Source organism: Amycolatopsis saalfeldensis (genome assembly GCF_900110575.1).
GTDB lineage: Bacteria > Actinomycetota > Actinomycetes > Mycobacteriales > Pseudonocardiaceae > Amycolatopsis > Amycolatopsis saalfeldensis.
Window position 1 is genome coordinate 35,388 of sequence record NZ_FOEF01000004.1, and the last position, 26,942, is coordinate 62,329.

Sequence of the window (26,942 nt, forward strand, 5' to 3'; positions counted from 1 at the left end):
CGAGTATTGACGAATCCGGCAGCGGTCCCCATTCTCGGAAACGGTGTGGGCGGCGCGGGCTCCGCGGACCTTCTCCCCGTCCCACCGGGGGTGTTTCCGCTGTGTCGTCCCGCCTTTCGCGGCCCGGGAAATCCGGTCCGCCGCCGTCCCCGCCCGGTTCGTGCCCGGCGCGGCGGGCGATCGCGCTCGCCCGCGCGGGCAGGCACCCGGCGTCCGCGGTCCACGAGGCCGAGCTGGCCCTGGCCGATCCCGCCTGCGCCGCGCGCCCCGACTGCGCCCTCGACGCGCTGACCACGCTGGTACTCGCCGGGGAACTGACCACCGCCGACCGCGCGGCCGCCCGGCTCGGCCATCGGGATCACCAGAGCTGTGACCACCCCGACGCCCGCCACGCGTACGGCGAACTCCTCGACCGGGGCACGCTCATCCGTGCCCGCACCGCCCGGTGGCGTGGTGATCCGGACACCGCGGCGGAGCTGTACGAGCAGCTCCGCCGCCGGCCGATCGGGCCGGAGCTGCGGTCGGTGATCGTGGCCGAAACCGTCGAGTTGCTGGTCGGTCGGGGTGAGCCGGCGGAGGCGGGTGCGCTGCTCGGCGGATACGGCAGCGACGTGCGGGGCGGGCCGGAGCTGCGGTGTGCCCGTGGGCTGATGGCGATGGCCGGCGGGAACTTCCGCGCCGCGCTGGCCGATCACCTGGCCGCCGGGCGGCAGTTCACCGCACAGGGCGTGGTCAATCCCGCGGTGTCCCCGTGGCGGCGGCGGGCGGCGTGGTGCGCGCGTGCCATTGGCGACGCCGAGCTGGCGGCGGAGCTGGCCCGCGAGGAGCACGAAGCCGCGTTGGCCTGGGGCGAGCCCAGGGTGGTGGGGGAGGCGCTGGCCGGCGTCGCGCTGCTGGCCGGCGACGGGCACGAGATCGACCTGCTCGGCGAAGCCGCGGAGCTGCTGGACGTCGGCGAAGCGGCGATCGAGGCGGGCGAGGCCCGTTACGAACTCGGCCGGTGGCTGCTGCGTAGCGGGCAGCGCGCCTTCGCCCGCGTGCAGTTCATGAAGGCGGCCGCGGGATTCCACGGCGCCGGGAACCGGCATCGCGCGGCACGGGCCGAGGAGGCGTTGCGCGGGCTCGATCCGCGGCCCGGCCCGGCGCTGACCCCGACCGAGCTGAAGGTCGCCTTTCTCGCCCTGGCCGGCTTCCGCAACCAGGACATCGCGGCCAAGCAGTTCCTCGCCGTGCGCACGGTCGAGTTCCACCTTTCGCAGGTCTACCGCAAGCTCGGCGTGCGGGGCCGCGACGAACTCCGTTTCCACCTGCTCGATCCGGAATGGCAGCCGGCCGGCTGACCGACCATTTCCGTTCCGGCTGGGATAAGCTCCCGGATAACCCCGCATACCCGGATCCGGGAAGAAAACAACCGATTGCCGTGCAATTCTTCTGCCCGGATTACTCTCGGCCGCCCTTCCTGCGAACGAGTGACGTCGATGGTCGGGTCCCGCGAATCGTCCGGAGCGAAGGCACTGGTCACGGCCTTGCGGCGCGCCATCGGCGGGACCGTCGCTGGGCCACTTGGGTGAGCACGTCATTCGCGAGCGCGGTCGCGGATCTGTCCCGGGTGCCGCCGGCCCGGCCGTGAACAGGCACCATCATCGACGGGATGACGGTGAAACCTTGGCCGCCAGTGAGGCAGAGGAGCATCTCTTGTCGTCGACGGGGAGGGAACAGCCATCGGCCGCGGTGTCCGGGCTGCCTTATGCACCGGGTGGCGCCGCCGCCGTGCGGGCCGCGGCGGCGGAGCCGCCCGAACGCGACCATGCGCTGCGCGCGATCGCGATGGCCAACAGCGGTGAGGACCGGGACCAGGTGATCCGCGAGGCGGGTTTCGTGCTGCGCTCGCCGGGCCGGCACGACGTGCTGTCGTTCTGGTACGCCGTGATGGCGCTCGTGCACGCCGGGGAGACCGGCCTCGCCGGGGAGCACTGCGACCGGGTACTGGCCACGCCGGGCCCGGACACCTTGGCGGAGTTCGCTTTCGCGCTGCGGGGCCGGCTGGCCTGGCTGCAGGGCGAGCCCGCCGCGGCGGCGGAAATCCTGGACCAGGCGCTCGAACGCGGTCCCGCACCCCGGCTGCGTGATCTGCTCGTGGCGTGGTCGACGGCCGCGCACACCAGCCGGGGCGACCTCGACGCGGCGTACCGCCGGATGCTCGACCACGTCTGCGGCGAGTCCTTCGCCCACAGCGAGGACAAGGCCGAACTCCTTGCCGCGCTGGGAGATCTGGAGCTGGCGGCGGAACGCCACGACCTCGCCAGGACGGCGTTCCTCGAATGCGGCCGGCTGCTCACCGAGCACGGGGTGCGGAATCCGGCCGTCGTCCCGTGGCGGTCGCGGGCCGCGTTGTGCGCCCACGCGTCCGGACGGCACCGGCTGGCCTCGGTGCTCGCCGAGCGTGAGCTGAGACTGGCCCGACGCTGGCCGGATCCGCGGACGCTCGGCGTGGCGGTCCACGCGCACGCCGTGGTGCGGAGCCGGACCTCCGGCGAGGCTCGCGAAGCCGCGGATCTCCTTGCCGGGGGCGCGGCCACGGAGGACCTGCTTCGCGCGCGTTACGACCTGGCGCACTTCCTCAGCGCCGAGCGGCAGTGCCCGCAGGCGGCCGCGATGCTCGGAGAGGTCCGGGACCTCGCTCGCAAGGCGGGTTACGCGGCCTGGGCCGAACGCGCGGAAACCGCGCTGCACCGGCTGACCCGTCAGGCCGGCGACCGGCTGACCGGGCAGCAGCGCAAGATCGCGGAGCTGGCCCGGTCCGGGCTGAGCAACCGGCGCATCGCCGAGCAGCAGTTCCTCACCGTGCGGACGGTGGAGTTCCACCTCTCGAGCGTCTACCGCAAGCTCGGCGTGGCCGGCCGGCGCGAGCTGGCCACGCTGCCCGTGCCGCTGCCCTGATCGGCGGGACTACCGGATTTCCCAGTCCAGCTGGATGATCCCGAGGTTCGGATCGGCCAGCGACTGGAAGGCGGGCAGGCTGAGGTCGATCTTGGACGGGTCGCAGGTGGGGCATTTGTCCCTGATCGGCACGGTGATCGTCCTGCCGTTGTAGGTGACCCGGATCGACTGCGTGCACAGCGGGTCGTTGTTCGGGTTCGGCGTGGTCCAGAGCGCGGCCGGGGCGGCGACCAGCAGGTCCGTGCTCGCGTTGAGCTGGGTTCCGCAGGCGCCGTAACCCGCTTCGGTGTAGTAGGTGGCGCTGCCGCTGGTGGCGGGGCTCGCGCCGGCGATCCCGCCGGCGGCGAGGGTGAGGGCGGCCGCGGAAGCGACCGCGCCGGCGGCTTTCAGCAGGGTTTTCATGGTGGGGAACCAGCCTTTCGCAGGGGGCGGCTCGGCCTCAGCGTCCGGCGCCGTCCGGCCATGCGCAACGGACGACGGCCCGGGCTGTGGGACGGCCGCAACGGGCCGCGGCAGGCGTTGCGGTCCGGCCACAGGGAGCCCGGTACGGGCCCCGGGCCTGCTCGGGGGCAAGCTGGAAGATCACCGGCCCCGACGAGGAAGGCACCGCCGTCATGTCCGACGAGCCCGAGGTCCGGCCGCCCACTGTGGTGATGGCGCAGCTGCTGGACGGTTTCCTGCTGTCCCAGGCGTTGTTCGTGCTCGCCGAAGCGGGCGTCGCGACGATTCTGGACGAAGAGGGACCCCAGACGATCGCGGCGCTGGCCGAGCGCACCGGATCCGATGCCGACGTGCTCGCCCGGCTGATCCGCTCCGTCGCGCAGCACGGCGTCTTCCGGACCGAAGGGGACAAAGTGGCGGTCACCCCGCTCGGCGCGACGCTGTCGGAGAGCCACCCGCAGTCGATGCACGGCATCGCGGTGGGCGGGATGCACCTGCACTACCGGGCCGTCGCCGAGCTCGGGCACACCTTGCGGACCGGGGAGTCCGCCGCGGTCAAGTACTTCGGGAAGCCGTACTTCGACCAGGTCGCCTCCGACCCGGCCATGGCCGCGCTCTTCGGCCGGGCGATGGCCGTCTTCTCCCGGACGCTGCGGGCGGGGACCTTCGACGGCTACCGGCTTCCGGCCGGCGACGTGATCGCCGACCTCGGCGGCGGCGACGGCACCGTCCTCGCGGAACTGCTGCGCCTGGACGACCGGCCGGGCCGGCGGGGCATCGTCTTCGACCTCCCGGGTGTCGCCGACTCCGCGCACGCGGTGCTCGCCGCCGCCGGACTGGCCGACCGCGTGGAGGTCGTCGCCGGGAACTTCTTCACCGAGGTCCCCGTGGCGGACATCTACGTGCTGAGCTGGGTCCTCCACGATTGGAGCGACGAGCAAGCGCTCCGGATCCTGCGGTCGGTCCGGGCCGCGGCCCCGGCCGGCGCCCGGCTGATCGTCGTCGAGCAGGCCGTGCCCGCGGGCGACGAGCCCCATCCGGCCAAGCACATGGACCTGGTCATGGTGAGCCTGCTCGGCGGGCGGGAACGCACCGAGAGCGAGTACCGGGCGTTGCTCGGCGAGGCGGGTTTCGCGGTCGAACGGGTCGTGGCCACGTCGAGCCCGCTCGTGATCTTCGAGGCGGTCAAGCGATGACACCCGGAACACCCGCGCCCCCTCGGGAGTTGAGCGTGTCATGAGCCAACTCGTGGACCGCACGATCACCGCACTCCGCTCCGAGCACGACGCGCTGGCCGGCCTCGTCGGCAGCCTCACCGACGAACAGCTGGCCGCCACCAGCGGCGCCGCGGAATGGACCGTCGCCCAGGCGCTTTCCCACCTCGGCAGCGGCGCGGAGATCGGCCGCGCGCCGATCGCCCGGGCCATCGGCGCGACGGTGACGGCCGAGGACAACCAGACCATCTGGGCGCGCTGGGACGCGTCGGCGCCGCGCGCGCAGGCCGAGGGCTTCCTGGAGCACAACGCGCGCTGGCTCGAAACGGTCGAGGCGCTCACGCCCGAGCAGCGCTCGTCGCTGACCGTCGACCTCGGCTTCCTGCCGGAGCCGGTCCCCATGCTGACCGCGCTGGCCATGCGGCTCAACGAGGTGGCCAACCACTCGTGGGACGTGCGCGTCGCCTTCGACCCCGACGCCGGTGTGGACGCCGGCTCGGCCGCGGTGCTCGTCGACCTCCTGACCGGGCCGCTGGGCTTCATGGTGGGCTTCTTCGCGAAGCCGGCCGAGCTCGCGAACCCGGTGTCCGTCGCCGTTCCCGGCGCCGGCCTGGTGATCGACGACGCGGCCACCGTGGTGGACCACCTCGACTCGCCCTCCGCGACGTTCAACGGCCCGGCGGAAGCGCTCATCCGCCTGGTCAGCGGCCGCCTCAAGGCCCCGTACGACAAGGGCGTCACCATCGACGGCAACCTGACCCTCGACGACCTGCGCCGGGTCTTCCCCGGCTTCTGACGGGAAGGGGCGCAGTGGCGTGACTCAGACCCGGCCCTGCAACCGGGCGAGTTTGATGCCCAGGTGCAGGGCCAGCCGCTGCTGCCCGTCGGCCAGGTCGACGCCGGCTATCTGCTCGATCCGCCGCACCCGCCGGCCTGTCATGGCGTCCAGCCATCGGCCGGACGCTCGGCACGGCCGGTGTCGTGCACCGCTGTCGTCAGGTCCGGGCAGCGGCGCAGCGCCGGTTCCGTGGTGACCGGCACGCCATGGGCCAACCGGCGAAGCCGCGTCGCCCGACCACCACGGCTCATGGCGTCGTCGAGCCAGGAGGCTGTTGCGGTGCAAGAGGTCCCGGCTCGCCGTTCTCAGCGGCGGGGCGGTGCCGGGTATCGTCGGGTGGATGGGGATCTTGCTCGTGCCGTATCCCGCGCGGGGGCATATCGGGCCGTTTCTCAAGGTGGGGGCCGAGCTGGTTCGCCATCGGGCGGCGGTTCGGATGGTCGTCCCGCCGCGGTATCGGGACGCGGTGCGGGCGGCGGGGGTGGTCCCGGTTGTCGCGGGGTCGGACGCGGGGGCGTACGTCCCGCCGGGGTGGGCGCCCGCGGATCTGGCCGGCCGCCGACGAGCCCGGGTTCGGCGGCGGCGGACCGCGGCCGAGGTGCGTGCGGCCTGCGATCGTGAGATCGCCGAGGAACCGCCGGAGCTGGCGGTCGTCGATCCGCATGCGCGCTGGTTGCGGGGGCTGCCGTTCGGCGGGGAGCCCGCGTGGCTGTGGACGACTTCGCCGGGCTCAACGGCTGGGCGGGGGCCATTGCTGGTCAACGGTCTGCCCGAGTTCCACCGGGGGCACGGCAGATGGCGGGGGCGGATCCGCTTCGCCGGGCCGTTGCACGGGGGACTCCGCTTGCCGGCGCCGGGATTTCCGTACGAACGGCTGACCGGGCACCGGGTTCTGGTGGTCTCCTTCGGCACGGTTTTCGCGCGCCGCGGTGAGGAGCTGCGGATGATCGCCGAGTCGTTCCGGGGCAGTGACTGGACGGTCGTGCTCGCCACCGGGCCGACGCCGGTCGCTTCGCTGGGCCGCTTGCCGGGCAACGTGCTGGCGCTGCCTTCGATCCCGCAGCAGGAGCTGCTGCGACGCGCCGACGTCCTGGTGACCCACGGTGGCATGAACTCGGTCCTGGAGGCGGGCGCGGCGGGGGTGCCGATGCTGATCGCGCCGCGCAGCCGTGAGCAGCGCCGGACGGCGGCGACGCTGATCGCGCTGGGGGCCGGGGTACGGCCGGTTTGCCGGTCGAGCCTGCGGCGGCAGGCCGAGAGCCTGGTCCTCGATCCCCGGCTCGCCGCCGGGGTCGACCGGCTCCGGTCGCTCATCCGGGCCTCACCCTCGGCGGCCGAAGCGGCGGAGCAGGTGCTCGAGCTGGCCGCCGCGCGGTGATGTGCTGATTCCGTCACGGAACGTGTGCCCGACCCGATAGGCTCGACCGCACGCTTCGAGGGAGGACGTGCATGAGCGACCAGTCCGCCGCACCGTGGACGTTGCCGCGGCAGCCGTTGTGCGTGAACCGCGTCGCCGAGATCGGCGAGACGTCGGACGCGCAGGTCCGGGCACTCGCGGACGGGCGGCCCGTGTTGCTCCAGCTCGCCGGCGCCCGCGGGATCGGGAAGACGACGCTGGCGCTTCACCTGGCCTACCGGTTCGCCAGGGATTACCCGGACGGCGGGCTTTTCCTCGACGCCCACGGTTCCGATCCCCGCGGCCTGGTCCCGGCGGCGGACCTGGCGCGCCAGCTGCTCGCCCAGCTCGGGACTCCGTCGGCGGAGATCCCCGGCGCCCCGGAGGACCGGCTCGCCGCGGCCAGGGGCGCGCTCGCCCGCAAGCGGATCCTGCTGGTGATCGACGACGTCAAGATGGTCGAGCAGCTGGACGGATTGCTGGGCGACGTCTCGCAGGCCGCGGTCGTGGTCACGAGCCGGAGCAAGCTCGACGCGCTCACCGTCCGGCATCAGTTCGCCCGGTTCGACCTGCCGGCCTTCGACCTCGGGGCCACCGCGGAGCTGATCGAGGCGCTCGGCGGCGGCTCTCCCGAAGTGCCACCGGAGGTGATCAACGGGTTGTGGCGCAAGTGTTCCGGCCTGCCGCTGGCCCTCGCGGTCGGGGGCGGCCTGATCGTCAGCGGTGAGGACGATCCGCGCGATTTCGTCGAGTCCTTCGTGCTCGCCGATCTGGAGAGCGACGGCGACGTCTCGGTGTCCGCGGTGTTCGACGCCATCTACCTGGACCTCACCGAGGAGGAAAAGCGGGACTACCGGCTGCTGGGCCTGGCGCCGGGGCCGGACTTCGGTTTGCCGCTGGCCGCGGCGGTGCTCGGCGGCGCGGACCGGGAGGTCCGGCGCCGGCTGGCCCGGCTGGTCCGCAAGTACCTGCTCGAGGACCGTGGCGCGGGGCGTTACCGGTTCCACCAGCTGTTCCGCGAACACGCCGAAGGACTGGCCTGGGAGAAGGCCCCGGACGAGGCTCAGGACGCGGTGGAGCGCGCCACTGTCTGGCTGGCCGGACGGGCGGTGGCACTGGATCGCGGTTACGCGGCTCGGCCCGTTCCCGTTGGTGCCGAAGCGCTTTACGCCGCGGCTGAGCCCGCGCCCGGCGGAATGGCGGCCGTGGCGGGCGAGTTCGGCGTCGAATGGGAGAGCCTCGTCGCCGGGGCGCGCGGCTGCGCCGACCTCGGCAAGCCCGAGCTGGCCGCCATCGTCCCGACGGCCCTCTATTCGTTCGCCTACCAGACCCGTCGTTCCGGCGCGTTGATCGACCTTTACCGGCGCGCGCTCGACTTCGCGGCCACCGCGCCGGTCGAATGGCAGCTCAACCGGGACCTGGCCGGCCTGCACGAGCAGCTCGGTGACGGCGAGGAGGTGCTGCGATTCGCCCGGGCCGCGGCGGATTCCGGTTACGGCCCCGGAAAAGCCAGCGCGCTCGAATGGCTGGGCCTGGGCAACGAGCAACTCTCCCGGTTCGCCGAGGCTCGCACCTGTTTACGGGAGGCGCTCGCGGCGGTGCCGCTGATGGCGGACCCGGCCCAGGAAGAACGCGCGGCGGCACTTCTGCGAATGCATTCCGGCCGGGTCGCGTTCAAGGAGGGCCTGCTCGACGAGGCCGTCCCGGAAATCACCCGGGCCGGGGAGTATTTCGCCGGCCAGGACAAGGACACGCCGAATCTCGCCCGATGCGAGAAATTGCTGGGCGATATCGACCGCGGAAAGGGCGATACGCGCGGCGCCGAGGCCCATTGGCGGACCGCGAGCGCGCTCTTTGAACGAGTCGCCATGCCCGACTCCGCCGCGGAAGTGCTCGAGGCGCTGGCGGCTCTCGCCGAAGCAGAAGGCCGGGCCTCCGGGCACTGACCGGTCAGGCCGTGACCGTCACGTCGACCTGGTGATCGCGGCCGTCCAGGCTCAGCACGACGGACGGGGCCAGTTCTTCGCCGTCCAGGCCGGTCGCGCTCCAGGCGTAGGCGACGGACGCGAGGGCTTCGGCGGACACACCGGCGGCGGTGAGCGTGAGGCTCGGCCCGTCGCGCAGGGACAGCGTGACCGAGCCGCCGGCCGGCACCGCGCTGACGACGCAGTTCGGATGCCGGTCGAAGACCTGCCGGTGCCATCGCCCCGGATCGTCACCCGGGTCCTCGGGCCGCGCAGTCACCACGGCGGCCGCGGTGCGCAGGGAACGGATCGGGTAGTCCACCGAACAGCTCAGGTGGACATCGGCCTCGCCGTCTTCGTCCGCGCGCTGGATCTCCGCCGCCCGCCGGGAAAGCTGGACGCGCCGTTCCTCGGCGTCGACCCGATGGGACACGAAATGGGCCTGCACGCCGGACGGCGGCGTGGCGATGCCGCGGGTGGGGATGGGGTGCACGGCTACTTCCGAGCTGGGCTCCGGGAGTTCCAGGAGATCGTAGAAACGCTTGCGCAGCAACGAAAGCGACTCGCCCGGCACCGACGTCGCGAGTTCCCGGACGGCGGGGAACGGGTGGTCCGGGCGTGGCTTCGCGGCCGCGAGGATGTCCGGGCGGTACGGCCCGTGGCGCGGCAGCCGCGGGGCCAGCTCGCCCAGCATCGAAATCGGCGTCGACGGTGGCACGTCGTCGAAGGCGCCGAGCAGGGTCGGCTTTCCCAGCGCGGCCGCGTAACCGGTCACCGAGCCGTGGTCGCCGATCACCAGGTCGCTCGCGACCAGCCCGGCGCGCCACCCTTCGACCTCGTCCAGGATCAGCATTCCCGAACGCAGGCAGTCGGCGTACCACTGGCGCACGGCTGCGGCCCCGTGTCCGTGGGTGGTGTTCGGGTGAAGCACAAGCGCCACCGCGAAGGAGTCAGGCGAAAGCTCCGCCATGACTTCGCGGGGGAGCTGCGGGCGTGCGCCCAGCAGTGAACGCTTCGACCACGTCGAGGTCAGCAGCACCAAGGTGCGGTCACCGACGCCCAGCGCGGCGCGATAACGCTCCCGCAAGGGGACGCTGGCCGCGATGCGATCGAGACAGGGATCGCCCGCGACCACGGCGGACGGCAGCGCGGCCGGTGCTTGCTCGCCGATTTCCCGCACCTGATCCGGGTGGGAGAGAATGAACGCATCGGCCACCGGGCGGCCGTCACGCAGCAGCCATTCCGCCGACAAGCCGAACGGTTTCCGGTTTCCGGTTTCCGGTCTCCGGTCTCCGGTCTCCGGTCTCCGGTCTCCGGTCTCCGGTCTCCGGTCTCCGGTCTCTGCGGAGAATACTTAGTATATCCGATTCCGTGGGAGAGAATGACGCGACGCGCGGTCACCTCCGCCAATTCACCGTGATGACTGGCGCTGATCGCGAGGTCGAACCGGGTTTGTTTCGCCTGTTCCCAGGGAATGGTGATGATGCCCGTCCGGTCGAGTGCTTCGGTCAATCCGTCACGAAACGGGTCCGCGCCGATGTCGGTGCACACGAGCTGGACGCGGGAGTCGTTCTCGAAGGCCGGGATGACGTCGAGCAGCCGGTTCACCGTCGTCACGTTGTGGGCGACCAGCAGGACCGCTCGCTCGGGGGTGACGGTGGTCCAGCGGGATGCGTGCAGCCCGATCGGCACCGATACGTGTGCTTCGCCAGTCACCCTGTGTGTCCATCTGTCCATCGAGTAAGCCGTCCCCGGCGGGCCGCGCTTGATCATAGTCGACCGGGGCGCGGCCGGGGCCGGGCTGTGACCGGGCTCAGCCGCCGTGAGCCGGTGCGGCGGGCTCCACCTTCCAGATCGAGCGGTCGCTCCCGGTGTGCCCGGCCGGGTCGGTCGCGGTCACCGTGATCACGTAGTAGCCGGCGGTCGCCGGGGTCCCGGAGATCAGGCCGGCCGGGCTGATCGCCAGCCCCGGCGGGAGGCCGGCCGCGGTGAAGGTCAACGGGTCGTCCTGCGGGTCGGTGGCCGGGACCTGGACCCGCAGCGGGGTGCCGACCTGGATCAGCGACGGCAGCGGCGCGGTGACCACCGGGTCCTGCGGCACCGGTGGCACGGGCGGGACCGGGTCCGACCCGTCGACCCCGGCGGCCAGCCAGGCGGCTCGGACGGCGGACTGCTCGGTGCTGCCTTCGCCGTAGAGGTCGGCGGCCGCGCGCAGCGTCGCCTGCCGTGCGCCGGAGTAGTTGGTGTTGGACACCATGGCGGTGGTGAGCGCGCGGTACCAGATCCGGCCCGCCTTGTCGTTGCCGATGCCGGTCACCGCCGCCGCGCCGCCGCAGGCCGGGCTGTCGCCCCAGGCGGACTTCCCGCTGCCGACGGCCAGGGTGAAGAAGAACTTGTTGCCGACGCCCGAGCCGAAGTGCTCGTCGAGGTCCTTGAGGCCGGGGGACCAGCAGGACGGCGACTTGCCGTCCTTGGCCGGGTCGTCCATGTAGCGCAACGGTTTCTCGGGCACCTGGACGTCTTCGGACCCGTCGGGGATGACGTAGTCCGCCGGGTCGGCGGGGTTCTGCGCGTAGAACCTGATCAGGACGCCGAAGATGTCGCTGGTCGCCTCGTCGAGGGCGGCCGGCTCACCGCTGTTGGCCAGCTTCGCGGTCGACGCGGTGACAGCGTGGGTGAATTCGTGCCCGACGGTCTGCAGGTCCGTCGCCGGCCGGATCGTGTCGCCGAAGGCGATCTTCAGGCAGGCGCAGGCGCTGCTGAACGACGAGCCGGGAAAGGTGTCCCGGTAGAGGTAGGTGACCATCCCCTTGCCGTCGCCCCGGGCGCCCTCGCGCCCGTGCACGGTCTTGAAGTAGTCCCAGGCCTGGCCGATGCCGTAGTGCACGTCGGCGGCCGTCGTCTCCAGACCGCCGGCTTTGCCGTCGCCCCAAGAGTTTCCGGGCGAGGTGATGGGCTCGCTGGTCTCCCGGGTCGGCGTGCTGGAGGCGGGGTTCTTCGGGAAGAACCGGGTTTCGCTGTCCCCGCGCCGCCCGTCGAGGAGTTCGAACGTGCCGTCGGCCCGCCGGCTCGTGCTCAGCGGCACCGTGCCGGCGTGGTACCCGTGGCCCGTGCCGTCCACAGTCGCCGGCGTCGCGCCCGCCACGATTCCGGCGGCCCCGGCAGCCGCGAGCAGCCTGATCCACACCATGCCATCCCCCTGTTCCTCCCCGAACCCGGCAAATCCTGCCAGAGCGGAAACCGGGCGGGTCAGCCGCCACCGCTAAGACGAACGGCGGTTGTGCACGACCACCGGCACCGGTAATCCTGTTTTTACAACGTTGTAATGACGAGTGGAGGCCGGTACCCGTGCCGCTGAACCGTAGACACTTCGTCACCGGAGCCGTCGCCACTCTGCTGGCCGGAGCGACGGCCGGGCCCGCCGGGGCTGCCGCTCTCCGCCGGACGGTCGCTCCCGCTCGAGGCGGCTTGTACACGCCGAACGCCGCGCCGCTGCAACCCACCGCGTTCCTCAAGCTCCCTCCCGGCGCGGTCACCGCACGCGGCTGGCTCGCCGGGCAACTGCAACTGCAGCTCGACGGGCTCTGCGGGCACTACCCCGAGACGTCGCACTTCCTGGACTTCGACACCAACGGCTGGGTGCACCCCGAACAGGACGGCTGGGAGGAGGTGCCGTATTGGCTGCGCGGCTACCTCGACCTCGCCGCCGTGACCGGGGACGCCACCGCGCTGGACACGGCCCACCGGTGGGTCGACGCGGTGCTCGCCACCCAGCAGGCCGACGGCTTCTTCGGCCCGGCCGGGCTGCGCACCAGGTTCCGGGGCGGCCCGCACTTCTGGCCGTACCTGCCGATGATGCAGGCGTTGCGGTCCTGGGAGGAGTACACCGGCGATGCGCGGATCGTCCCGTTCCTGACCCGGTTCCTCCAGTACATGAACGCGCAGGGCCAGGACGCGTTCGAGGCGGATTGGCTGTACGTGCGCTGGGGTGACGGCCTGGACAGCGTGTTCTGGCTGTTCAACCGCACCGGTGACGCGTTCCTGCTCGACCTCGCCGACAAGATCCACCGTTACGGCGCGGACTGGGTCGGGAATCTGCCGAGCCTGCACAACGTCAACGTGGCCCAGGGTTTCCGTGAGCCGGCGCAGTATTCGCTGCGGTCCGGTGATCCGGCGCTGGTGCAGGCGAGTTATCAGGACTACCGCACGATCATGGGGACGTACGGGCAGTTCGCCGGCGGCGGGTTCGCCGGGGACGAGAACGCGCGGCCGGGGTTCGGTGATCCGCGGCAGGGCTTCGAGACGTGCGGGATCGTCGAGTTCATGGCCAGCCACCAGTTGCTGACGCGGCTGACCGGCGACCCGGTGTGGGCCGACCGGTGCGAGGACCTCGCCTTCAACTCCCTGCCCGCCGCGCTCGATCCCAGCGGGCGCGCGGTGCACTACATCACCAGTGCGAACAGCATCGACCTCGACGACGTGGTCAAGACCGAGGGGCAGTTCCAGAACGGCTTCGCGATGCAGGCCTACCTGCCCGCCGTCGACCAGTACCGCTGCTGCCCGCACAACTACGGCATGGGCTGGCCGTACTTCACCGAGGAACTGTGGCTGGCGACCCCGGACAACGGGCTCGCGGCCGCGATGTACGCGGCCAGCAGCGTCACGGCGAAGGTCGCCGACGGCGCTTCGGTGACCATCACCGAGGACACGGCTTATCCGTTCTCGGAGCAGATCACTCTCACCGTCCGGACGCCGAGGGACCTGGCTTTCCCGCTGTACCTGCGGATTCCGGCCTGGTGCGCGACACCGCAGGTCACCGTGGCGGGCGCGCCGGTCACGGTGCCGGCCGGGCCCGCGTTCGCGAAAGTCGACCGGACCTGGCGTAACGGCGATGTCGTGAAGGTGACCTTGCCGCAGCGGACTTCCGTGCGGACGTGGAGCGCGAACCACGATTCCCTCTCGGTCGATCACGGCCCGCTGACGTACTCGCTGGACATCGGGGAGCGGTACGAATCGCTCGGCGGGAGCGCGCAGTTCCCGGAGTACGCGGTGCACGCGACCACGCCGTGGAACTACGGGCTGGCCGTCGACCCGGGGACCGCCGCCTCGGCGATGACGTTCGCGGCGTCGGGCGGTCCTTTGCCCGCCAACCCGTTCACCCCGGACGCCGTGCCGGTGAAGATCACCGCGCCCGCGCGGAGGATCGCCGAATGGACCGCGGACGACCAGAACGTCGTGACCACGCTGCAGGCGTCGCCGGCGCTCAGCGTGGCGGACGTCGAGCCGGTCACGCTGATCCCGATGGGCGCGGCCCGGCTGCGGATCACGTCGTTCCCGACCGCCTCGCCGGACGGGCACCCCTGGTCGCCGGGTGGCGAGGGGGCGGTGTTCCGGATCGTGAACCGCAATTCCGGCAAGGTGCTGGGCGTGGATCGGATGTCCACTGCGGACAGTGCGCGGGTGGTGCAGTTCGCGGACAACGGGACCGCCGACCACCTCTGGCACCTGGTCGCGAACGGCGACGGCTGGTACCGGATCCGCAACGCCAACTCGGCCAAGGTGCTCGGCGTGGACCAGATGTCCACTTCGGACAGCGCGCAGGTCGTCCAGTTCGCCGACAACGGCACCGCCGACCACCTCTGGCAGCTGATCGACAACGGCGACGGCTGGTGGCGGCTGAAGAACCGCAATTCCGGCAAGGTGCTGGGCGTGGCTCAGATGTCCACTGCGGACAGTGCGCAGGTCGTCCAGTTCGCGGACACCGGCACCGCCGACCACCTCTGGCAGCTGGTGGCGGACGGCCGGGTGCGGATCGAGAACCGGAACTCGGCGAAGGTGCTGGGCGTCGATCAGATGTCGACGGCCGACAGCGCCCGTGTCGTCCAGTTCGCCGACAGCGGCACGGCGGACCACCTGTGGGGCTTCGAACCCACGGCGGACGGCTGGCTGCTGATCCGCAACGTCAACTCGGGCAAGGTGCTGGGCGTGGATCAGATGTCCACGGCGGACAGTGCGCAGGTGGTCCAGTTCTCCGACAACGGAACGGCCGATCACCAGTGGCGCCTGCTCGACGACGGCAGCGGCTGGTTCCGGATCGTGAACCGCAACTCGGGCAAGGTGCTCGGCGTCGACCGGATGTCCACGGCGGACAGTGCGCAGGTGGTCCAGTTCGCCGACAGCGGCACGGCGGACCACCTGTGGCGGCTGCGCTAGTCTTTACCGAGCCCGAACACAACGCTGACCGGGCTCTGTGGTGCCGCCGTTAGCTTGTCGGCATGGCATTTCGCGCCCGTCTCCTCCTGACCGCGGTACTGGCTGTGGCAGTGGCTTCGACCGCCGCTTGCACGACTGACGGCTCGGCGTCCGCCGCGGCCGGAACCGCGGGCAGCAAGCCGAACCTCGTCCTCGTGCTCACCGACGACCTGTCGATGAACCTGCTGCCGTACCTGCCGCACGTGCAGGAGCTGGCGAAGACCGGCACCTCCTTCAGCAACTACACGGTCACCGATTCGCTGTGCTGCCCGTCGCGGTCGTCGCTGTTCACCGGCATGCTGCCGCACGACACCGGGGTGTTCACCAATAGCGGCGCCGATGGTGGCTACGCCGCGTTCCACGGCAAGGGTGACGACAAGTCGACCTACGCGACCTCGTTGCAGCAGGCCGGATACCGCACGGCGATGATGGGCAAGTACCTCAACGGCTACGACCCCAAGTCCGACGGGGTGCCGCCGGGCTGGAGCGAATGGGACGTCGCGGGCAACGGCTACGGCGAGTTCAACTACGACCTCAACGAGAACGGCACGGTCAAGCACTACGGCAAAACGCCCAGCGACTACCTGGTCGACGTGATGGCCGGCAAGGCCGCGCAGTTCGTGACCAGCTCGGCGAGCGCGCACACGCCGTTCGCGATCGAGCTGGCCACCTTCGCGCCGCACGCCCCGTACACCCCGGCGCCGCGCGACGCCGGTGCCTTCCCCGGCCTGACCGCGCCGCGCGGGCCCGCGTTCGACACCCTGCCGTCCTCGCCGCCGCCGTGGCTCGCGTCCCGCACTCCGTTGACGGACAAGGAAAAGGCGAACATCGACAAAGCGTTCCGCAAGCGCGCGCAGGCCGTGCAGTCGGTGGACAAGATGATCGGCACCGTGGAAGCCGCGCTGGACCAGGCCGGCGTGCGCGGGTCCACGGACCTCGTGTTCACCTCGGACAACGGCTACCACATGGGCGAGTACCGGCTCACCCCCGGCAAGCAGACCGCGTTCGACACCGATGTGCACGTGCCGCTGGTGGTCAGCGGGCCCGGGGTCAAGGCCGGCGCGACGGTGGCCCAGCCGGTGGAGAACATCGACCTGCGGCCGACCTTCGAGGCGCTGGCCGGCGCCGGGACGCCCGCGCAGGTGGACGGGGAGAGCCTGGTGCCGCTGCTGAACGGGGCCGCCCCGCCGGCGTGGCGCACGGTCGGGCTGGTCGAGCACCACGGCCCGGACTTCGACGCGGCCGACCCGGACAAGCCGGGGAAGAACAGCGGCAACCCGACCACCTACGAGGCGATCCGCAGCACCACCTACACCTACGTCGAGTACACCGACGGCACCAAGGAGTACTACGACCGCGGCAAGGACCCGCAGGAGCTGCACAACACCGTGGCCCAGCTGGCACCGGACACCGCGAAACACCTGCACGAAACGTTGCAGGCCATGATCTCCTGCCACGGGGCGGCCGCCTGCCGGCACTGAAGCCGGCGGGCCGGCCTCAGCCGAGGGTCAGCACGATCTTGCCCCGGAGGTGGCCCCGGGCCGCTCGCTCGTGGGCCGCCCGGGCGTCCTCGAGCGGGAAGGCGCTGTCGATCGCCACGCGGATCGTGCCGTCCGCCAGCAGACGCCCGAGTTCGGTGAGCTGGGCGCCGCTCGAGCGGACCTGGGCGGCGGTGACCGTGACCCCCAGCCTCGCGTTCTCCTCGTCGTCGAACTCGCCGAAGTACACGGGGTAAAGGGAGCCGCCGCGTTTGACCGCACGCAGGAAGCGCCGGCTGCCGGGGCCGCCAACGGTGTCCAGGACCAGGTCCAGATCACGCACGACCTCTTCGGGCCGATCCTTGGTGTAGTCGATGAATTCGTCGGCGCCGAGTTCGCGCAGGAAGCCCTCGTGGGCGCCGGAGGCCACGGCGATCACCCGGGCGCCCTGCCACTTGGCCAGCTGCAGGGCGAGGTGCCCGACGCCGCCGGCCGCGCCGTTGACCAGGACCGTCGTCCCGCTGCCGAGGGCCATCGGGCGGTGCTGGGCCGCCTGGAACGGTGACGGGTGGTCGTGCCCGAGGTCGATCAGGAACTGCCACGCGGTCAGCCCCGACATGGCCAGCGCGGCGGCGTGCGCGTGGTCGACGGCAGCCGGTTTGCGGGCGAGGTCGGACGCGGGCGCGGTGACGTATTCGGCGTACGCGCCGGCCTGCAGGGCGGTGGGGAAGCGCAGCAGGCCGAACACCTCGTCTCCGGCCGTGAAGCCGTCGACCCCGTCGACCCCGTCGACCCCGTCGACCCCGTCGACACTGGCTTCGACGACGCCGGAGACGTCGGTCCCCGGGATCAGGGGGAGGGCCATCGGGGGCTTCAGCTCGGCGGGCACCTCGGGCATGCCCTCGCGGGCGTACCAGTCCGGCGGGTTGAGGCCGATCGCGTGCACGCGGACGAGCACCTCACCCGGCCCCGGCGCGGGCACCGGCACCTCCTCGTGACGCAGCACTTCGGGGCCGCCGAACTCGTGCAGCCGGATCGCCTTCATGGTCTGTGTCGCCACGATTCTCTCCTGCGTCTCTCGCGGGGTAACCTAACTGAACCAGAGATCCGTTTTTCCGGATCACTGATCCGATAATACGGGTCAGTGATCCGTTTGTCCCAGGAGGGCCGATGCGGGCCGATGCCCAGGCCAATCACGACCGTCTGCTGGAGGTCGCCGGCGCCGTCCTCGCCGAGCAGGGCGCCGAGGCGTCGATGCGCGACATCGCCCGCCAGGCCGGGGTCGGGCTGGCCACGCTGCTGCGCCACTTCCCGACGCGGGAGTCGCTGCTCGAAGCGTTGCTCCGCACGAGCTTCGACGCGCTGACGGCACGGGCCGCCGAGGTCGAGGCCGCCGGCCCGGCCCAGGAGGCGCTGAGGTTGTGGCTGCGCGATTTCGTCGCGTACACCACGAACTACCGCGGGGTGGTGACGTCGATGGTGAAGGCGATCGAGGACCCCGAGTCCGCGCTGCACACCTCCTGCGTCAGCATGCGCGCGGCCGGCACGCGGCTGCTCACCCGAGCGCAGGCCGAGGACGTGGCGCGCGCCGACCTCGACGGCGCCGACCTGTTCGCCCTGGCCTCGTCGCTCGCCTGGCTCGGCGACCAGCCCGGGCTCGCGGCCCGCGCCGGGCATCTCTTCGACGTGGTGGTGAGCGCGATCCTGAAAGACGGGGCGGCGTGACGCCGGAGTGCGGCGGGTGAACCCGGTTATGCTGCGGTCGAAGGGAAGGGGCGGCCATGCCCGGTTCTGAGGTGGTGCGCGAGGAGACCGTCGGCGACCTGCTCCGCGCCGCGGCCGAACAGGCATCGGCGGCGCCCGCGTTGGTGGAGGGGATCGCCGAGGCGGACGCGCGGCGAAGGTGGACGTACGGCGAGCTGCTCGACGAGGCCGAGCGCGCGGCCAAGGCGTTGCTGGGCCGGTTCGCGCCCGGTGAGCGGATTGCCGTGTGGGCCAACAACATTCCGGAATGGATCCTGCTGGAACTGGCCGCGGCCCTCGCCGGCGTCACGCTCGTGACGGTCAACCCGGCGCTGCGCGAACAGGAGCTGCGGCACGTGCTGGGGAACTCCCAGGCCGCCGGGGTGTTCCTGGTGCGCGAATACCGCGGCAGCCGGATGGCCGAACTCGTCGAGCACGTCCGCGCCGATCTCCCGCACCTGCGCGAGGCGGTGCTGTTCGAAGACTGGCGCGCCTTCCGCGACTCCGGCTCGCCCGGCCAGCCGCTGCCCGTGGTCAGCCCGGACGACGCCGCGCAGGTCCAGTACACCTCCGGCACCACCGGCACGCCCAAAGGCGCTGTGCTGCATCACCGGGGTCTCACCAACAACGCGCGCCTGTCCTACGCCGAAAAGCTCGCCATGCGGCCGGGTGAGGCGTTCGTCAACCCGATGCCGTTGTTCCACACCGCCGGCTGCGTGCTGGCGACGCTGGCCCCGATCGCCACGCTGGGCACGCAGGTGCTCCTGCCCTGGTTCGATCCGGCGCTGCACCTGCACGTGATGGAGTCGGAGCGCAGCGCCGTGTTCGGCGGCGTGCCCACGATGATCCTCGCGCTGCTCGGCCACCCGGATTTCGCCGCCACCGACCTGTCTTCGGTCCGCTACGCCCTCTCCGGCGGCGCGCTGGTCCCACCGGATCTGGTCCGTCGCGTCGAGGCCACGCTGGGGGTGCCGATGAGCACCGTCTACGCGCAGACGGAAGCGTCCCCGGGCATCACCATGACCAGCGCGGACGACAGCCCGGAAGACCGCGCCGCCACGGTCGGCCGCCCGCTGCCCGCCTGTGAGGTGGACATCGTCGACCCGTCGACGGAGGCTTCCTGCCCGCCGGGCCGGATCGGTGAGGTGCGCACCCGCGGCTACCACGTGATGACGGGCTACCTCGGCCTGCCCGAGCAGACCGCGTCGGCCATCGACGCCGAGGGCTGGCTGCACACCGGTGACCTCGGCCGCCGCGACGAGCGCGGTTACCTGCGCATCGAGGGGCGGATCAAGGACATGATCATCCGGGGCGGTGAGAACATCTATCCCCAGGAGGTCGAGCACGCGCTGCTCACGCACCCCGCGATCGAGACGGCCGCGGTCGTCGGCGTGCCCGATCCCGAGTGGGGCGAGCAGGTCGCGGCGTTCGTCCGCCTCGTGCCCGGCGCAGCGGCGGACGAGGCCGAGCTGTTCGACCACGTCCGCGGCATCCTGGCGCCGCACAAGACACCGCGAGTGTGGCGGTTCGTCACGGAATTCCCGCTGACCGGCTCCGGCAAGGTCCGCAAGCACGTGCTCCGCGACGAATACCTGGCCGGCGGCTGACCCGTTCGGTGACGGCGAAGCTCAGCCGGCCGCCCGTTCCGGCGCAGTGCGGCGGAAGGCGCGGCGGTAGGCGGTGGGCGTGGTGTCGAGCGCGCGGCGGAAGTGCAGGCGCAGGTTGGTGGCGGTGCCCAGTCCGCAGTCGCGGGCGATCCGGTCGACCGGGTGATCGGTGGTCTCGAGCAGTTCGCGGGCGCGGCCGAGGCGGGCGTTGAGCAGCCACTGCAACGGGGTCGTGCCGGTTTCTTCGGTGAACCGGCGGATGAAGGTGCGCTGCGAGGTTCCCGCGTGACGGGCGAGCACCCGCAGGGCGAGCGGCTCGTCGAGGCGGGCCAGGGCCCAGGCCCGGGTGCCGGACAGGGAGGCTTCCCCGGCGACGGCGACCGGAGCGGGCACGTACTGGGCTTGCCCGCCGTCGCGGTGGGGAGCCGCGACCAGGCCGCGGGCGATCCGGTTGGCCGTCACGGCGCCCAGGTCGCGGCGCACGATGTGCAGGCAGAGGTCGATGCCGCAGCACACCCCGGCCGAGGTGAGCACGTCGCCTTGGTCGACGTAGAGCACGTCGCGGTCGACGCTCACGCGCGCGTAGTCCCGTTCGAGCTCGTCGATGTGCTGCCAGTGGGTGGTGGCGTGCAGGCCGTCCAGCACCCCCGCCGCGGCCAAAGCGAACGCGCCGGTGCAGATCGACACCACGCGCCGGCCCCGGTCTCGGGCGTCGGCGAGCGCGCTGAGCGCGGGCTCCGGCAGACGGGTGACCGGTTCGAATCCCGGGACGATCACGGTGTCGGCGGCCCGCACCCCGGCCAGGCCGGCTTCGGCGGTGAGGCTGAAGCCCGCGGTGGTGGTCACCGTCGGCTCGAGGCCGCAGAGGGTCATCTCGTACGGGGTTTCCGGGCGGGCGCTGAAGATCTGCGCCGGGATCGCGAGATCGAGCGGGGTGACCCCGTCCAGCGCCAGCACCGCGACTCGATGGACCGTCATGGCGTGATTCTATCGAACCGGGGCAATTTTGCCACTCACCAGGTCAGGGCGGTGCCGGGCAGGCTGAAGTCATGACCGGACCTGCCGCCCCAGGGGTGGAACACGACCTGATCACGCTCCCGGGCACGCCGCTGGCCGAGGCGGTGGTGGACCTCGTCCGGCCGGTGGAATCGCCGTCGGTGTTCAACCACAGCATCCGCAGCTACCTGTTCGCCCGGCTGATGGCCGGCCGTCTCGCACTGACCGGCTACGACGACGACCTGCTGTTCGCCGCGTGCGCGCTGCACGACCTCGGCGTCGCGGCGGACGGCCCGCATCGTCAGCGGTTCGAGGTCGAGGGCGCCGACCGCGCGGCCGAATTCCTTGTGCGGCAAGGGGTTTCCACTGCCGACGCCGACCAGGTCTGGCAGGCGATCGCGCTGCACACCTCCCCGGGCATCGCCGAACGCCGCGGCGTCCTGTGCGTGCTCGTCCGCGAAGGCGTCGGCCTCGACTTCGGCGGCGTGGTGAGCGGCGGTCACCTCGACGCGGTCACCGACGAGCTGGCGGACACCATCCACGCCCGCTACCCGCGGCTGGACATGATCGGCTCACTCACCGACGCGATCGTCGCGCAGGCCGCGAAAAACCCGGGCAACGCCCCCCGCTATTCGATTCCCGGCGAATTCCTCCACGAACGGCAGACCTTCGGCCGGACCCGGATGGAGCACGCGTGCCGGTCGTCGCGCTGGGGCAACTGATTTCCGCAACCGCTGTCAACGAAAGGCAAGCACCACCATGGCCATCCACACCGTCGAAATCCCCGAAGGCTCGGAAGTCTTCGGAGAGGCCAGGAACGCTTTCGAGCGCTTCGGCTATTCCGCCGCGGTCCGCGCGCACGGCCTGCTTTTCATCGCCGGCACGATCGGCCGCCGCGCCGACGGCACCATCGCCGAGACCATCGAAGAGCAGACCGAAATCGCCATCGCGCGGATCGAGGAGATCCTCCGCCTGGAGGGCCTCGGCCTGTCCGCCCTCGTCGACGTGACCAGCTACCACGTCGACATCCACCGGCACCTGCCCGGTTTCAGCGCGGCGAAGCAACGCCTGATCACCCCGCCGTACCCCACCTGGTCGCTGATCGGCGTCAGCGGCCTCGCCAGCCCGGGCCTGCTGGTCGAAATCCGCGCGACGGCCGCCTATCCGGAGGCCGCTCGCTGAACCGGGGAAGTCCGGTCGCCGCCTAGGATGATCCGGTGAACACCGAGGACCGCGAGGCCATGACCCGCATCGTCAACCAGCATGGTCATCTGATCGACACGGGCCGGCTCGATCGCCTGCACGAGATCTTCACCGCCGACGTCGCCTACGACGTGAGCGACTTCGGCGGGGGAGTGATCACCGGGCTGGAGGCCATGCGGGCATGGGTGCTGGATCTCGGCGACCGGAACCCGGTGGCCCACCACGTCACCAATGTCGTGCTGGACGAGATCACCGATGGCGTCGTGCACTGCCTCTCGAAAGGGATCGGCATCGGTGTCGACGGGACTGCGCGCAGCGTCACCTTTGAAGATCGCTTCGAACGGTCCGAGGCAGGCTGGCGCATCAGCCGCCGCGTGGTCAAGGCCCGGCGCGCGCCCCTGCGGCCGTGATCGGCAAAAGACCTAGCCGGTGGTTTTGGCGTCCCGGTCCGGCCGGCGGCGCCGGTCCCGGACGTAGATCGTCGACGGCTTTCCCTCGCCGGGGCTGCGACGGTCCACTTCGAACAGGGTGGTGGCGGTGATCAGGTCGCTGAGCTTGGCGTAGCCGTAGGTGCGGGAGTCGAATTCGGGGCGCTGCTTGGTGATGATGCTGCCGACGGCCGACAGGGCGGCCCAGCCGTCGTCGTCGGAGGCCGCCTCGACGGCGTTGCGCAGCAGGGTGACCAGGGTCGCGTCGCCCTTGAGCTGGGTGGCCGGGGTGGCCGGTTTCGGCGCGGGCGCGGCGGCGGCCGGGGTCGCGGGGTTCTCGGTGTAGGTGAGGTTCTCGATGTAGATGAACTTGTCGCAGGCGGCGACGAACGGCTTGGGGGTCTTGCGCTCGCCGAAGCCGTACACCGTCAGCCCGGATTCGCGCAGCCGCGCCGCCAGCCGGGTGAAGTCGGAGTCGCTGGAGACGATGCAGAACCCGTCGAACCGGTCGGAGTAGAGCAGGTCCATCGCGTCGATGACCATCGCGGTGTCGGTGGCGTTCTTGCCGGTGGTGTACGCGAACTGCTGGATGGGCTGGATGGACTGGGCCAGCAGCTGGTCCTTCCAGCCCCTCAGGTTGGTGCCGGTCCAGTCGCCGTAGGCGCGCTTGACGTGCGCGGTGCCGTACTTGGCCACCTCGGCGAGCAGGGCCTCGGTGATCGAGGGCTGGGCGTTGTCCGCGTCGATCAGCACCGCCAGTTTCGCGGTGTTCTCGCTGGCCGTGACCATGCTGGTGGTCCCCGTTCTTCGTCCGATGCTGCCGGCTCCCGTGGGGATCAGCCTGTCACGCGGGCCGGGAACTACTGTCGTGGGCATGGCCGAACCCGATGCCCTCATCTCTACCCGCGAAGGCTACGACGCCGCTGCCGCCACGTACGCGCGGATGTTCCGGGACCAGCTGCGCGACCGGCCCTTCGACCGCGCGATGCTGGGCGCCTTCGCCGAGGTTGTCGGCGGGAGCGGCCAGGTTGCGGACCTGGGCTGCGGGCCCGGCGACGTCACCGCTCATCTCGACGGGCTGGGCTTGGCGGCGTTCGGTGTCGACGCGTCGCCGGCGATGATCGAGCTGGCTCGCCAAGCCCACCCGCGGCTGCGGTTCGAGGTGGGCTTGATGGCCGCGCTGGACCTCGCCGACGGCGCGCTGGTCGGCGTGCTGTCACGGTGGTCCGTCATCCACACCCCGCCGCCGGAACTCCCAGGGATCCTGGCGGAGTTCCACCGGGTGCTGGCACCGGGCGGCCATCTGCTGATCGGCTTCTCGGCCACCGGGGATTCGTCCTGCCTGACGCAGGTTTTCGATCACGCGGTCGCTCCGGCTTATCGGTGGTGGCCCGATCATCTCGCCGCGTTGCTGCGTGAGTGCGGGCTGGCCGAGGTGGCCCGGATGGTTCGCGAGCCCGAGCCGGCGGACCGGCGGCAGTTCCAGGACGTCTACCTGCTCGCGCGTAAGGCGGTTTGACCGGCTGTTTCAGGGCGTTTCACCGGTGATCGCCGCGCGGGCGCCGTGGGGGAGCGCCTTGAGATCGGGCCTGCCGAAGGCGACCCGCTGGATCATGAACCCGTGGAGCAGGGCCACGATCATGCGGGCCTCGGCCTCGGCGTCCCGTGCGCGCCGCCCGGTGCCGCGCAGGGCTTGGGCGATTTCGCCGGTGACGCGGGTGAAGCCGCTCACCGCGTGCTCGCGCAGGTCCGCGTTCTGGAGCACCTCGCTCCAGGCCGCGATGCCGCACCGCAGCAACTCGTCGTCGGCCGCGGCCGGCCGGGACTGGACGGCAATGGCGACCAGCTCGTCGGCCGTGACGGTGCCCGTCTCTTCGATGTGCCGCATGACCGGCTCGAACACGGCCTCGAACGCGAGCCGCGCGACCTCGACGATCAGCTCCTGCTTGCCGCTGAAGTAGCGGTACGGGGCCCCGGTGGACAGGCCCGCCTCGGCCGCGATGTCCGGCATCGACGTGCCGTGGAAGCCCTGGCGGGCGAAGCAGCGGCGGGCGGCCGCGATGATCTGGTCGCGGTTCGCGGACCGGTGCTCACTCGTGATGCGGGGCATGCCGTCCCTCTCTCCCGTCCTGAAAATGAATGGTCATTCGCCTTGACGCCGTTCCCGGCCGTCGCCCATACTCTAGATGAAAGGTCGTTCACTTTTACGGGAGGGATCATGACCGGAGTGACCCTGCGGCTCGGCGGGTACAGCTACGAGCACACCTCCGCGGTCTTCGAGGGAACCGTGCCGATCGAGGGGGCAGACCTCGTGCCCACGACCGAGCCACTGGTCTCGGATGTCTTCCGCGGGATGATCGAAGGGCGTTACGACGTCGCCGAGCTGGGGCTCACCTACTTCCTGCGGATGTGGGACACCGGCGAGTCACCCTTCCTGGCGCTGCCGATCTTCCCGAACCGCAACTTCCGCCACTCCGCGCTGTTCGTCAACGCGGACAACGGGATCGAGCGGCCCGAGGACCTCGTGGGCCGGACGATCGGCGAATTCGCCTTGTGGGGCAGCGATCCCGGCGTCTGGATGAAGGGCATCCTCGCCGAGGACCACGGGGTGACGCCGGATCAGCTGAGCTGGGTCATCGGCGGGACGGATCACCCGATCCCGTCGTTCGGCTGGGTGCCCCAGCCGGTCCCCGAAGGCGTGCGGGTGCGTCACGCCGGCGAAGGCGAGACGCTGGCGGCGATGCTGGAGGCGGGCGAGATCGACGCGCTCCTGTCGGTGGACGTCCCGCGGTCCGTGCTGGCCGGCACCGGCCGGATCCGCCGGCTGTTCCCGGACTACGAATCGGTCGAGCGGGAGTACTTCGCGCGCACCGGGATCTTCCCGATGATGCACGTGGTCGCGATCCGCAAGGACTTCCACGCCGAGCACCCCGGCGTCGCGCGGGCGGTGTACGAAGCGTTCCTGACCGCGAAGGACGAGAAGCAGAAGCACTACCTCGACCGGGCGGCCAAGCAGCACATGAACGTGATCACGCCGTGGTTCAGCGAGCTGTTCGCCGAGAACCGGCGGCTGATGTCGGACGACTGGTGGCCCTACGGCGTCGGGAAGAACCGGCACGCGGTCGACACTTTCCTGCGCTACCACCACGAACAGGGCCTGTCACGGCGGCTGCTGACCAGTGAGGACATCTTCGTCCCCGAGCTGCTCGGGTCATGAGCGTGCCCCGTCTGAAGATGGCTTCCCTTGCCTACGACCAGTTCCGGGCCCTGGAGGACGGAACCGTGCGCGTCGACGGGGCCGAGCTGGAGATCGAGCACCCGCGGATCATCAGCGAGGTCTACCGGCGGATGATCACCGAGCACGCTTTCGACCTCGCCGAGCTTGGCCTGACCTTCTACTTGCGCACCTTGGAGTTCGACGAGCCGCCGTTCGTCGCGCTGCCGGTTTTCCCCGCCCGGGCGTTCCGGCACTCGGCGGTTTTCGTCAACGCCGGCAGCGGGATCGAGCGGCCGGGGGACCTGGAGGGGCGCACGATCGGCGAGTTCAGCACCTACGGCCACGACGGCGGGGTCTGGGCCAAGGGCTTCCTGGCCGACGACTTCGGCGTCGATCCGGCGAAGAGCCGGTGGCTGGTCGGGGGACTGGACCGGCCGGCCGCGCCGATCGACTACCTGCCCTTGGTGCACCCGCCGCAGGTGGACGTCCGCCGCGCACCGGCCGGGGCGGACCTCGGCGCCATGCTGGCGGCCGGCGAGATCGACGCGCTCATCTCCGGCAACGTGCCGAAGGCCGTGCTCGACGGCTCGCCCGCCATCCGGCGCCTGTTCCCCGACTACGGCCGCGTCGAGCGGGAGTACTTCGCGCGCACCGGCATCTTCCCCATCGCCCACGTGATGGTGCTGAAGCGCGAGGCCGTCGCCGCCGACCCCACCCTGGCGCCGCGCCTGTACCGCGCGCTCGACGCGTCCCGGACCGTGGCACTGAACGGCCACCGGACCGGGCGGGTCACCAACTTCGTCGAGTCGATGTTCCCCTGGCTGAACGAACTGGCCGACCACACCGCAGGACTGCTCGGCCCCGACCCCTGGGCCTACGGCGTCGAACCCAACCGCGCCACGATCGACACCTTCCTCCGATATCACTGGGAACAAGGCCTGTCCCCCCGGCGAATCCAGGTCGACGAGCTGTTCGTCGATTCGCTGATGTCCACGTGACGACCGGGTTGCCGGCGGCGGCCCGGCCGGGCCAGGCCTCCTCCCTGAGCGATGGGCTGGTGCACGCGGCCGAACTCGTGGGGCAACGCGTCGGCAACGGGTCACCGGTGCCGGACGCCATGCAGGAGCAAGCCCGGCAGGCCCTCTTCGAGTTCCAGCTCGCCCGTGAAGCGCTGGCCGCCGACATCAAGGGAAGGCTCCACGCACCGGAACCGGGCAGCTGAGCC

General features: G+C 71.3%; 25 protein-coding genes. 17 read left to right on the forward strand and 8 right to left on the reverse strand.

Features of this window, described 5'->3' with window-relative positions; genetic code table 11:
• Positions 1-101: 101 nt before the first annotated feature.
• On the forward strand, positions 102-1,340 hold the full coding sequence (locus tag BMY97_RS10940) for a helix-turn-helix transcriptional regulator (protein WP_091616449.1): 1,239 nt from the start codon (positions 102-104) through the stop codon (positions 1,338-1,340).
• A 355-nt stretch (positions 1,341-1,695) separates the two neighbouring features.
• A complete protein-coding gene (locus BMY97_RS10945) occupies positions 1,696-2,940 on the forward strand; it encodes a helix-turn-helix transcriptional regulator (RefSeq protein WP_143086179.1) in 1,245 nt (414 codons plus the stop codon).
• 9 nt (positions 2,941-2,949) lie between these two features.
• Here BMY97_RS10945 and BMY97_RS10950 read toward each other — a convergent pair whose 3' ends face one another.
• The gene (locus BMY97_RS10950) at positions 2,950-3,342 is read right to left on the reverse strand and encodes a cysteine/serine endopeptidase inhibitor (RefSeq protein WP_091616455.1); all 393 of its coding nucleotides are present in this window, start codon (positions 3,340-3,342) and stop codon (positions 2,950-2,952) included.
• Between the two features lie 212 nt (positions 3,343-3,554).
• On the opposite strand from BMY97_RS10950, the gene BMY97_RS10955 reads away from it, so the two are divergent.
• Both BMY97_RS10955 and BMY97_RS10960 read left to right on the forward strand, forming a co-directional pair.
• Entirely contained in the window at positions 3,555-4,577 is a 1,023-nt protein-coding gene (locus tag BMY97_RS10955; RefSeq protein WP_091616457.1) for a methyltransferase, read from the forward strand.
• 40 nt (positions 4,578-4,617) lie between these two features.
• Positions 4,618-5,391: a maleylpyruvate isomerase family mycothiol-dependent enzyme gene (locus BMY97_RS10960; protein WP_091616460.1), complete on the forward strand. Its 774-nt coding sequence runs from the start codon at positions 4,618-4,620 to the stop codon at positions 5,389-5,391.
• A gap of 24 nt (positions 5,392-5,415) precedes the next feature.
• Here BMY97_RS10960 and BMY97_RS46965 read toward each other — a convergent pair whose 3' ends face one another.
• Entirely contained in the window at positions 5,416-5,535 is a 120-nt protein-coding gene (locus tag BMY97_RS46965) for a helix-turn-helix domain-containing protein (protein WP_177231279.1), read from the reverse strand.
• Positions 5,536-5,773: 238 nt separating this feature from the next.
• Here BMY97_RS46965 and BMY97_RS10970 point away from each other — a divergent pair, with 238 nt between their 5' ends.
• Both BMY97_RS10970 and BMY97_RS10975 read left to right on the forward strand, forming a co-directional pair.
• Positions 5,774-6,811, forward strand: coding sequence for a glycosyltransferase (locus tag BMY97_RS10970; RefSeq protein WP_143086180.1), 1,038 nt, complete (start codon positions 5,774-5,776; stop codon positions 6,809-6,811).
• 71 nt (positions 6,812-6,882) lie between these two features.
• Positions 6,883-8,775: a P-loop NTPase family protein gene (locus BMY97_RS10975; RefSeq protein ID WP_091616466.1), complete on the forward strand. Its 1,893-nt coding sequence runs from the start codon at positions 6,883-6,885 to the stop codon at positions 8,773-8,775.
• Positions 8,776-8,779: 4 nt separating this feature from the next.
• Here BMY97_RS10975 and BMY97_RS10980 read toward each other — a convergent pair whose 3' ends face one another.
• Entirely contained in the window at positions 8,780-10,045 is a 1,266-nt protein-coding gene (locus BMY97_RS10980) for a hypothetical protein (RefSeq protein ID WP_091616469.1), read from the reverse strand.
• 561 nt (positions 10,046-10,606) lie between these two features.
• Positions 10,607-11,983: a M4 family metallopeptidase gene (locus tag BMY97_RS10990; protein ID WP_091616473.1), complete on the reverse strand. Its 1,377-nt coding sequence runs from the start codon at positions 11,981-11,983 to the stop codon at positions 10,607-10,609.
• Between the two features lie 278 nt (positions 11,984-12,261).
• Between BMY97_RS10990 and BMY97_RS10995 the strand changes: the two genes are divergently transcribed.
• Together BMY97_RS10995 and BMY97_RS11000 are read left to right on the forward strand one after the other, a co-directional pair.
• Positions 12,262-15,006 carry an RICIN domain-containing protein gene (locus tag BMY97_RS10995; RefSeq protein ID WP_245787263.1) on the forward strand — a complete coding sequence of 915 codons (2,745 nt, stop codon included), beginning with the start codon at positions 12,262-12,264 and terminating at the stop codon, positions 15,004-15,006.
• Between the two features lie 62 nt (positions 15,007-15,068).
• The gene (locus tag BMY97_RS11000; protein ID WP_091616477.1) at positions 15,069-16,526 is read left to right on the forward strand and encodes a sulfatase family protein; all 1,458 of its coding nucleotides are present in this window, start codon (positions 15,069-15,071) and stop codon (positions 16,524-16,526) included.
• A 16-nt stretch (positions 16,527-16,542) separates the two neighbouring features.
• On the opposite strand, the gene BMY97_RS11005 is transcribed toward BMY97_RS11000, so the two are convergent.
• The gene (locus BMY97_RS11005; RefSeq protein ID WP_245787264.1) at positions 16,543-17,583 is read right to left on the reverse strand and encodes an NADP-dependent oxidoreductase; all 1,041 of its coding nucleotides are present in this window, start codon (positions 17,581-17,583) and stop codon (positions 16,543-16,545) included.
• Positions 17,584-17,693: 110 nt separating this feature from the next.
• Here BMY97_RS11005 and BMY97_RS11010 point away from each other — a divergent pair, with 110 nt between their 5' ends.
• Both BMY97_RS11010 and BMY97_RS11015 read left to right on the forward strand, forming a co-directional pair.
• Positions 17,694-18,248, forward strand: a complete 555-nt coding sequence (locus BMY97_RS11010) for a TetR/AcrR family transcriptional regulator (protein WP_091616481.1) — start codon at positions 17,694-17,696, stop codon at positions 18,246-18,248.
• 56 nt (positions 18,249-18,304) lie between these two features.
• Positions 18,305-19,873, forward strand: a complete 1,569-nt coding sequence (locus BMY97_RS11015) for an AMP-binding protein (protein ID WP_091616483.1) — start codon at positions 18,305-18,307, stop codon at positions 19,871-19,873.
• Between the two features lie 21 nt (positions 19,874-19,894).
• Here the strand turns inward: BMY97_RS11015 and BMY97_RS11020 are convergent, their stop codons facing one another.
• Positions 19,895-20,851 carry a GlxA family transcriptional regulator gene (locus BMY97_RS11020; protein WP_091616485.1) on the reverse strand — a complete coding sequence of 319 codons (957 nt, stop codon included), beginning with the start codon at positions 20,849-20,851 and terminating at the stop codon, positions 19,895-19,897.
• Positions 20,852-20,922: 71 nt separating this feature from the next.
• Here BMY97_RS11020 and BMY97_RS11025 point away from each other — a divergent pair, with 71 nt between their 5' ends.
• Genes BMY97_RS11025 through BMY97_RS11035 form a run of 3 tightly spaced genes read left to right on the forward strand, consistent with a single transcriptional unit; the run spans position 20,923 to position 22,482 of the window.
• Positions 20,923-21,591 (forward strand): HD domain-containing protein, encoded by a 669-nt coding sequence (locus BMY97_RS11025; protein WP_091616487.1) that lies wholly within the window; start codon positions 20,923-20,925, stop codon positions 21,589-21,591.
• 37 nt (positions 21,592-21,628) lie between these two features.
• Positions 21,629-22,051 carry a Rid family hydrolase gene (locus tag BMY97_RS11030; RefSeq protein WP_091616488.1) on the forward strand — a complete coding sequence of 141 codons (423 nt, stop codon included), beginning with the start codon at positions 21,629-21,631 and terminating at the stop codon, positions 22,049-22,051.
• A 35-nt stretch (positions 22,052-22,086) separates the two neighbouring features.
• Positions 22,087-22,482: a nuclear transport factor 2 family protein gene (locus tag BMY97_RS11035; protein WP_091616490.1), complete on the forward strand. Its 396-nt coding sequence runs from the start codon at positions 22,087-22,089 to the stop codon at positions 22,480-22,482.
• Between the two features lie 12 nt (positions 22,483-22,494).
• Here BMY97_RS11035 and BMY97_RS11040 read toward each other — a convergent pair whose 3' ends face one another.
• Positions 22,495-23,289: an NYN domain-containing protein gene (locus BMY97_RS11040; protein WP_091616492.1), complete on the reverse strand. Its 795-nt coding sequence runs from the start codon at positions 23,287-23,289 to the stop codon at positions 22,495-22,497.
• 85 nt (positions 23,290-23,374) lie between these two features.
• On the opposite strand from BMY97_RS11040, the gene BMY97_RS11045 reads away from it, so the two are divergent.
• On the forward strand, positions 23,375-24,019 hold the full coding sequence (locus tag BMY97_RS11045; RefSeq protein WP_091617068.1) for a class I SAM-dependent methyltransferase: 645 nt from the start codon (positions 23,375-23,377) through the stop codon (positions 24,017-24,019).
• A gap of 9 nt (positions 24,020-24,028) precedes the next feature.
• Here the strand turns inward: BMY97_RS11045 and BMY97_RS11050 are convergent, their stop codons facing one another.
• Positions 24,029-24,610, reverse strand: coding sequence for a TetR/AcrR family transcriptional regulator (locus tag BMY97_RS11050; RefSeq protein WP_091616494.1), 582 nt, complete (start codon positions 24,608-24,610; stop codon positions 24,029-24,031).
• 108 nt (positions 24,611-24,718) lie between these two features.
• On the opposite strand from BMY97_RS11050, the gene BMY97_RS11055 reads away from it, so the two are divergent.
• Genes BMY97_RS11055 through BMY97_RS11065 form a run of 3 tightly spaced genes read left to right on the forward strand, consistent with a single transcriptional unit; the run spans position 24,719 to position 26,939 of the window.
• The gene (locus tag BMY97_RS11055; protein ID WP_091616496.1) at positions 24,719-25,717 is read left to right on the forward strand and encodes an ABC transporter substrate-binding protein; all 999 of its coding nucleotides are present in this window, start codon (positions 24,719-24,721) and stop codon (positions 25,715-25,717) included.
• Entirely contained in the window at positions 25,714-26,715 is a 1,002-nt protein-coding gene (locus BMY97_RS11060) for a substrate-binding domain-containing protein (RefSeq protein ID WP_218156762.1), read from the forward strand. Before BMY97_RS11055 ends, BMY97_RS11060 begins: the two co-directional genes overlap by 4 nt.
• Complete coding sequence (locus BMY97_RS11065; RefSeq protein ID WP_091616498.1) at positions 26,712-26,939, forward strand: hypothetical protein; 228 nt, start codon at positions 26,712-26,714, stop codon at positions 26,937-26,939. Before BMY97_RS11060 ends, BMY97_RS11065 begins: the two co-directional genes overlap by 4 nt.
• Positions 26,940-26,942 lie beyond the last annotated feature (3 nt).

What these genes read in the sequence shown, in the direction of transcription:
- BMY97_RS10950 (WP_091616455.1), bottom strand. Translation starts at nt 3,342, where the DNA reads ATGAAAACCCTGCTGAAAGCCGCCGGCGCGGTCGCTTCCGCGGCCGCC.
- BMY97_RS10955 (WP_091616457.1), top strand. Translation starts at nt 3,555, where the DNA reads ATGTCCGACGAGCCCGAGGTCCGGCCGCCCACTGTGGTGATGGCGCAG.
- BMY97_RS10960 (WP_091616460.1), top strand. Translation starts at nt 4,618, where the DNA reads ATGAGCCAACTCGTGGACCGCACGATCACCGCACTCCGCTCCGAGCAC.
- BMY97_RS46965 (WP_177231279.1), bottom strand. Translation starts at nt 5,535, where the DNA reads ATGACAGGCCGGCGGGTGCGGCGGATCGAGCAGATAGCCGGCGTCGAC.
- BMY97_RS10970 (WP_143086180.1), top strand. Translation starts at nt 5,774, where the DNA reads ATGGGGATCTTGCTCGTGCCGTATCCCGCGCGGGGGCATATCGGGCCG.
- BMY97_RS10975 (WP_091616466.1), top strand. Translation starts at nt 6,883, where the DNA reads ATGAGCGACCAGTCCGCCGCACCGTGGACGTTGCCGCGGCAGCCGTTG.
- BMY97_RS10990 (WP_091616473.1), bottom strand. Translation starts at nt 11,983, where the DNA reads ATGGTGTGGATCAGGCTGCTCGCGGCTGCCGGGGCCGCCGGAATCGTG.
- BMY97_RS11000 (WP_091616477.1), top strand. Translation starts at nt 15,069, where the DNA reads ATGGCATTTCGCGCCCGTCTCCTCCTGACCGCGGTACTGGCTGTGGCA.
- BMY97_RS11010 (WP_091616481.1), top strand. Translation starts at nt 17,694, where the DNA reads ATGCGGGCCGATGCCCAGGCCAATCACGACCGTCTGCTGGAGGTCGCC.
- BMY97_RS11015 (WP_091616483.1), top strand. Translation starts at nt 18,305, where the DNA reads ATGCCCGGTTCTGAGGTGGTGCGCGAGGAGACCGTCGGCGACCTGCTC.
- BMY97_RS11020 (WP_091616485.1), bottom strand. Translation starts at nt 20,851, where the DNA reads ATGACGGTCCATCGAGTCGCGGTGCTGGCGCTGGACGGGGTCACCCCG.
- BMY97_RS11025 (WP_091616487.1), top strand. Translation starts at nt 20,923, where the DNA reads ATGACCGGACCTGCCGCCCCAGGGGTGGAACACGACCTGATCACGCTC.
- BMY97_RS11030 (WP_091616488.1), top strand. Translation starts at nt 21,629, where the DNA reads ATGGCCATCCACACCGTCGAAATCCCCGAAGGCTCGGAAGTCTTCGGA.
- BMY97_RS11040 (WP_091616492.1), bottom strand. Translation starts at nt 23,289, where the DNA reads ATGGTCACGGCCAGCGAGAACACCGCGAAACTGGCGGTGCTGATCGAC.
- BMY97_RS11045 (WP_091617068.1), top strand. Translation starts at nt 23,375, where the DNA reads ATGGCCGAACCCGATGCCCTCATCTCTACCCGCGAAGGCTACGACGCC.
- BMY97_RS11050 (WP_091616494.1), bottom strand. Translation starts at nt 24,610, where the DNA reads ATGCCCCGCATCACGAGTGAGCACCGGTCCGCGAACCGCGACCAGATC.
- BMY97_RS11055 (WP_091616496.1), top strand. Translation starts at nt 24,719, where the DNA reads ATGACCGGAGTGACCCTGCGGCTCGGCGGGTACAGCTACGAGCACACC.
- BMY97_RS11060 (WP_218156762.1), top strand. Translation starts at nt 25,714, where the DNA reads ATGAGCGTGCCCCGTCTGAAGATGGCTTCCCTTGCCTACGACCAGTTC.